Raw genomic sequence first — 6,761 nt, 5'->3', positions numbered from 1 at the left:
GGTGAGTGGCGGCAGGCGCCGCGCGGCTTTTTGGGGGCTGCCGATTTACGATCAGCTCGACGTCAGCCGGATGCAAGGCTGCGACCCGGTTAAAAAACTGCTGGGCCTGTTGCCAGGCTTCCAGATTTTCCCGGCTGGCCGCCAGCCAGGCCTGCCAGCGCTGTTCCTGCTCGTCGTCAAAAAACGGCGACTCGCGCAATGCCAGCCAATATTCGGCTTGCTGGCTGGCGTCTGTGTCGGGAAGGGGCGGGACTGGGTGGTTCATAGCGAAGCCTGCGCGGCTGATTGTTCTAAAACCGGATTATAAAGCGCTTGACCGATAAACTCAGGACCGGTCGACATCAACGGTAGCCAATCAATCGAGATCGCCGACTTTTTGCCGGCAATGGCGCATCGCTTGCGTCAAATACTTGAATATCATCGTCTGCGAGATACCCAGCCTTTGTTCCACTTCCGCGTAACTGCAATGTTTAAGTTTGAGCAGGACAAATACTTCCCGGCACTTGGGCGATAACTCATCCAGGGCGGCGATGAAATGTTCGAATTGTTGTTGCGACATCGCGCTCCTTTCCGCCGACACGGTAGCCGGCTCGGTCTGCTCGTCATCGCCTTCATCCGCTTCCAGATCAGTTCCGCCATGGCGATTACGGCTCCGCAAATAATCGGTGGCCAGGTTTGCGGCGATCCGGAAAATAAAGGCGCGGTGGTTTTCCACGCGCTGCTTGCCGTCGTAGCCGGCGTAACGGATAAACGTCTCCTGAAAAATATCCTGGGCGGCATCGGTACATCGGGTGCGTTGCGATAAAAAACCCAATAATTCCTGGCGATGTTTATGCATCAGATCGGCGATGTCGGCGGCGGACAATTCGAGCATGGAAAGATTCACGGTGGCGGCCAAGTTGGGTATTGTGCCAAGCAATATTTGCGCCGATGGCTGGTTTCGCCGCGGTTCACGGCGGTTGTGATCGACCGAAAGCCGGTATTGTCCAGGTTCGACTAACACGGCTAGCCAACGCCGACATCAGGATTTTTATTTGCAGGCAGAGCAATCAGCCAGTGAAATGCCTAAAAGTGCGTGATTTCACACACCTCGGCGAGCCGGCCTGACTTCTCGACCTTGCCGTTTTTGCCGCCAGCGGATGAAGCCGGTGACAAACAACACCGGGCAAGCCAGTCCGGTGATAAACACCAAAATCCTTCCCGGCATACCGAAGGCCTGGCCGGAATGCAGCGGCCATTGCCAATGGGTGAAGATTTCGCCGGCCGTGGCCGTCGGCAAGCTCGGATCGTCCCGGTCCAGAATCTTGCCGGTGTAGCGGTCGATCACCGTGCAACGGCGCTGCAAAATACTGCCGGGTGCATCGACGCCGTCCTGGCAAACCGTATAGGTTTTTGTCGGCTCTGCCGCGCCGTAAATCCAATGCGGCCGGCCTTGCGGGTATTGTTTGAAGGCAATCGCCACCGCCTGGTCCATGCCGATGGCCGGCGCCCACGGATGCGGCGGTGTGGATTGAAACCAATAGCGATAAGTCACGGGCGAAAACAACTCTAAAACCGGCACCACGTTATGCGGCAAGACCATGTAAATCCCGGAAAACAGTACTGGCAGCATCACCAGTAGCGTGTAAAAACCGCTGACCTTGTGCAGATCGTAATTGAAGCGCACCTTGCCGGCTTTGGCTTTGAAGGTTAATGCATTGCGCCAATGCCCGGTCAGCGGCCACCAGACGATCAGGCCGGTCAGCGTCGAGATGATCAGTAACGCCGCCGAGATACCGACGATGGCGGCACTGATGTCCTCGGACGGAATCAACAGCGCATAGTGCAATTCGAACACGCAGTCGATGAAGGTAGCCGGCAGCCAATCGCCGGAACGGGTCAGCAACATTTTTCCGGTCACTTGTGCCGTGTAGGGATTGACACCGACAAGCCAGCGCTCGGTTTCGTTGTCCGACGTCGGAAATTGATAACGCAGTTTGAATGCCGCGTTACCATTACGCGGGTACACCGAAAACACGTGTTTAGCGTTCTGCGGCATGACGGTTTTGCCGGCGGTGAAAATCTCCGCCAGCGGCCGGTATTCGATTTCCGCGGGCCGTTCGACCGTCAGTAAATCAGGATGCAGCCATTCGTCGATCTCGGCGTAAAACACCAGAAAGCTGCCGGTGATGCCGTAAATCGACAGCAAAAACCCCAAAGTCAAACCCAGCCACAAATGCACGTCCAGCCAGCGTTTGCGGCGAGCTTTCAGGCGGGACAAGGCCGGATTTTGCGGAGCTGCCTGCATGGTCGAGCCCGATTGTTGGTGGATGGCGGTCATGGCGATCGCAAAACGGTCAGGTAAAGGGTGCGAAAAATATACGAATTAAAACCATCGACTTATGAAAAATCTGATTGAATCCATCGGCTTAGTCCAACGCGTATGGAAACCGGAAAAATCAAAAATCGCCGATTCCTAAATACGACGTTTCAGCCCCGCAAGACCCCAGTTCCTTTTCGCTGGGAGAAATTTGTAAGCAATGCCGAAAAGTGGTATTTCCGCGAGAGCCAGGTCAGCTCGATAGCGCTTAACCCGGCAACCCCAAGCCAATCCGTCGGGTCACAGCTAACGCCTAACCCGACCTACATGACTAACAGAACGGTTTAATACTCCAACTTGATCGAACCCATCACCGCTAACGGTTCGGCGGGCAGGTTGGTGCGGCGCGAACGCAGAACATAGTATTCGGCATCGTTAACGTTGTTGACGTTGACCTGTGTGGTCAAATTAACATCGCCCAGTTTGCGTTTGTACGCTGCCATCAGATCCAGCCGGGCATAGGATCTGTCGAAATAGCTGTTTGCCGCATCGCCGTAACGGCGTCCGGAAACATAGACCCCGGCACCGACGCTAAAGCCTTTCAGCCATTCGCCGTCGAAGTCATACTTCAACCAAGCGCTGCCTTGATGGTTGGGTGCGAAGGGCATGCGCTTACCGATGTTGGCCGGCGCCGTCACGTCGTCGGTGACCTTGGCATTGGTGTAGGCATAGGTACCTATCACACTCAAGCCCTCGTAAAGCTGCCCTTGCACGTCAAGTTCGACGCCCTTGCTGCTGCCCTTGACCGGAACCTGCGCATTGATCAGATTGCTGTTGGGATCTTGGAAAAATTGGGTTCTTTCCAAGTCGAAGTAGGCCACGCTGGCATTGAGTTTGCCGTCGAAAAACTGGGTTTTTACCCCACCCTCGAACTGGGTGGCATCGAATAGATCGTATAACTTGGCGCCGCCGGTATCATAATCGTTGGCCGGACCGAACGATTCGGTAAAGCTGCCGAACAAGGACAACCATTTTAACGGTTGGTAAACGATGCCCACTCTGGGGCTTACCACATCGTCGTTACGGGCGTCCTTGCCGGCCGGCGCCCACCAACTGAGGTCTTGCTCCCTATCCACCCAGTCGTAGCGGAAACCGCCCATGATGTGCAGTTTGTCCCAGAATGTCATTTGATCCTGAAAGTAAATGGCCTTGGAGGTGTTTTCGGTGGCGATGACATCGTTGTACGACGCATTGCGGATTCGGCTCAATTGGGCGTCGGAAACAGCCGCAATATTCGGGTTAAAGATGTTGATCGTGTCCACGTTGCCGCTGGCAACCTCGTATTTCAGCTGGCTGTTGTAATACTCGCCGCCGAGCAATAGTTTATGTTTGACGCCGTAAGTTTCGAAATCGAAGGTGCCGTTGACCCAGGCAGTCAGCGACTCGGCGTTTTCCGGGCTAAACCAGTAGTTGCGCGTGGCGTTGCCGAAGGAGTTGCCGGGTGTCTCGTTGACACGACCGGTATAAAAGCCTTGCCAATACTTCTGATATTGCGATGAGACCACGCCGGCGTTTAACTTGACCTGATCGTTGACGCGATGATCTATCCGAAAATCGACCAAATTGTTGGTGGTGGAGTTTCTTAAATCCGAGCGGCCGACGAAGGCTCTGGAAATCGGAATGCGCGCCAATTGATTGCCGACCGCCGGAATACCGTAGTCATAGGCATTGTTCTCGTCAAAGTATTCGTAAGACAAGGTGAACTTGGTGTCCGCCGTGGCTTCCCAACTCAGGGTAGGTGCGAAAAAGATCCGGTCGTTACCCATGTTTTGCCGGAACGAACCGGTATCCAGATAAGACATATCCAGGCGGTAATTCAGGCCGGCTTCCTTGCTGATCGGGCCGGTGGCGCTGGCTTCGGTGCGGTAGAAATCGTAAGAACCGAAGCGTTGTTCCAGCGAATAGTAAGGCGTCGAGCTGGGTTGCTTGGTCACGGTACTGATCAAGCCGCCGGGATCGCCGAAGCCGTACATCATTGCCGACGCGCCTTTAATGACTTCCACGCGCTCAACATTGGCCAGGTCGAATTTAGTGAACGGTATGCGGATGCCGTTGCGATAGTTGACAGTACTTTGCAGGAAGCCGCGCATCACGAATTGTTCATGGTCGCCGCCGTAGGAATGATAGGACTGCACACCGCTGACGTTCTTGATCGCGTCCTGTAAGCGGTAGGACTGTTGATCGTGAAGAACCGCTTTGTTAACGACTTGAATGGAAGCCGGGGTTTCCATGATGGGTGTGTCGGTTTTGGTCGCCAACGCGGTGTTGGTGCGGGTATAACTGAGGTTATAGGGATCGTCGGGGTCGAGATCGGTTTTGCCGATGACCGTCACCGCCGGCATCGTCGTCGCTGATTGCGGCTCCAACTCGGCCGTATTTTGCAGCGTGACGGTGTTGCCGCTATTAAACCGATAACTAATCCTCGAGCCGGACAGTATGCGTTTCAATGCGCCTTCCAACGAATATTGCCCGCTGATGCCCGGCGAATCGATGCCCTTGACCAACTCGGAGTTGTAAACAAACTGCACGCCCGACTGTTCGGCCAGCGCGCTCAGTGCGGAATACAAGGGCTGAGCGGCGATGTTGTAGTTGCGGCTTTCGCTGTTGGCGCTGGGGCTGTCGGCCTGAGCAACCAGCGGCGCGGCAATCGTCATTAAACCCATACACAGTGGCAACGCGCCGATTGCGGATGAGCCTTTAGTTCGGGCTGTTCCCGTCCTGCTTGGGTTTGGGGTTATTCTCATGATGTGTCCTCAGTGAAGATATGTTCTTGCTGAGAACGATTGGTGGATGGCAATGCCGTACTAATTCATATGCGGCAAATTGTCGCGGTTATATTGAGAGGGCTTAGCGTAGGCTAGAACCAATTATGCACAGACAGATTTTGAAAACAGGCAAAATCCGACGTATTGCGGGACACCAAGATTAGATTATTCACTGCCGCAATCGCGGCTATCTCACCATCCGCATAAGCACAGGTCTGCCCCATGGTTTTCAAGCGCGCTCTTTCCTGGGCAAACCATTCGGCGGCCGCTTGTGCAAATGGCAGAATCACCAGGCCGCTATCCCGCAGCATCGCTAGATAGGACAACAGTTGCGTTTTTCGTTTGGATGCGGGGAGCAGATAACAGCCGTAATTGAGTTCGTGCCAGACAATAGCAGCGGTTGCATATTCGCCGTCATGTTTTGCCAGCTTGTCCATGAGGCCGGCGTCGGGTTCTCGTCGCACCGGCTCCGAGAGAATGTTGCTATCCAACAGATAAATTATTCGTCCCATGAAAAATCTCGGCCGCAGTCCTTGCCGCGTAAATCACCCAGTTCGGCATCGCTAAAACCGATGTCTAACTGCCGATCGAGTTGCTCGCGCCAGTCTGTAATGGCCTGATACAGTTTTTTTTCCGGCTGGATCAGTTGTTGATAGCCGGCTTGCGACAGAATAACGGCAACGGGCTTTCCGTAGCGGGTCAATTGAATCGGCTCATTGACCTCGAGTTGGGCTAGCAGTTGCGACAAATTATTTTTGGCATCGGCGATGGTGCTGGTTTTCATAAGACCGCCCGACAATCATAGCTAAGATGTTAGCCATAATAGACTTGTCATTGACACTTTACAACGCGTCCGCTAGATGAATTTCCCGGCTTAGGGCTGCAAAAACACCAACGGCCCGGCTTCGATAACCTTAATCGGCAAAGTCTGTTGTAGCGCTTTCAGCCAGGCATCGGTCTGCTGAATATCGACGGCGATATTGACTTCCCTCTCGGCCAATTTGTCGTCCAACAGCCGGATTTGGCTGCGCCGGTAACGGTTGATTTCGGCGATGACTTGTTTCAAAGGTACGAAGTTCATCAACAAGCGGCCACGGCGCCAGGCGTCGGCATTGCTTAATTCCACTGTTTGGACGGCACCTAGTGTTTCAGCGGTAAAAGTCAATTGCTGGCCGGGCTGCAGGATGGCTCTGTCGGTCTGCGCGCCTTGCACGGATGGCCGGCTGCTGCGTACCTTGCCTTGCAGCAGAGTCACCACACCGGCCTTACCGTCGTATCGAACGATAAACCGGGTCCCCAAGGCTTCGGTCGTTGTCGCGCCGGCGGCAACGCGGAACGGCTTGCCGGCATCGTGGGCAACGTCGAATTCGGCCTCGCCGCGCAGCAATGCAATGCGCCGCTCATTGGCGTTGATCGTCACATCGATGGCGGTATCGGTATTCAGATGCACGATGCTGCCGTCGGCCAGCGTAATTGAAGTCTGCTCGCCGATGCGGGTGCGGTAGTCAGCCAACGGATGTTGCAGATAATCCGGATAAAAACCGCCCATCGCGGCCAGCAGCAGCGAAGCGGCCGCAGCCCAGCCCAATCCGCGCTTTATTCTGCTTGCTCGCCACTGCCTTGCCGCCAGCGCGCGG

Annotated in this window: 7 protein-coding genes; all 7 read right to left on the bottom strand. The window is 54.9% G+C overall.

Features of this window, described 5'->3' with window-relative positions; all coding sequences use genetic code 11:
* Nucleotides 1-265: FecR/PupR family sigma factor regulator (locus tag NP589_RS20950; RefSeq protein WP_256608712.1), on the bottom strand; the 265-nt coding region annotated here is incomplete at its 3' end.
* Nucleotides 266-355: 90 nt separating this feature from the next.
* The gene (locus NP589_RS20945) at nucleotides 356-874 is read right to left on the bottom strand and encodes an RNA polymerase sigma factor (RefSeq protein ID WP_256608711.1); all 519 of its coding nucleotides are present in this window, start codon (nucleotides 872-874) and stop codon (nucleotides 356-358) included.
* Nucleotides 875-1,081: 207 nt separating this feature from the next.
* Entirely contained in the window at nucleotides 1,082-2,320 is a 1,239-nt protein-coding gene (locus NP589_RS20940) for a PepSY-associated TM helix domain-containing protein (RefSeq protein WP_256608710.1), read from the bottom strand.
* Between the two features lie 323 nt (nucleotides 2,321-2,643).
* Nucleotides 2,644-5,103, bottom strand: coding sequence for a TonB-dependent siderophore receptor (locus NP589_RS20935; protein WP_256608709.1), 2,460 nt, complete (start codon nucleotides 5,101-5,103; stop codon nucleotides 2,644-2,646).
* 113 nt (nucleotides 5,104-5,216) lie between these two features.
* Nucleotides 5,217-5,636, bottom strand: coding sequence for a type II toxin-antitoxin system VapC family toxin (locus tag NP589_RS20930; protein ID WP_256608708.1), 420 nt, complete (start codon nucleotides 5,634-5,636; stop codon nucleotides 5,217-5,219).
* Nucleotides 5,624-5,908 (bottom strand): type II toxin-antitoxin system Phd/YefM family antitoxin, encoded by a 285-nt coding sequence (locus NP589_RS20925; RefSeq protein ID WP_256608707.1) that lies wholly within the window; start codon nucleotides 5,906-5,908, stop codon nucleotides 5,624-5,626. Before NP589_RS20925 ends, NP589_RS20930 begins: the two co-directional genes overlap by 13 nt.
* Before the next feature lie 90 nt (nucleotides 5,909-5,998).
* Nucleotides 5,999-6,761: FecR family protein (locus NP589_RS20920; protein ID WP_256608706.1), on the bottom strand; the 763-nt coding region annotated here is incomplete at its 5' end.

The organism is Methylomonas rosea (assembly GCF_024505055.1).
Classification (GTDB): Bacteria; Pseudomonadota; Gammaproteobacteria; order Methylococcales; family Methylomonadaceae; genus Methylomonas; species Methylomonas rosea.
Note: the sequence above shows the minus strand (reverse complement) of the source record. Positions and strands in the feature narration are given on the sequence as shown.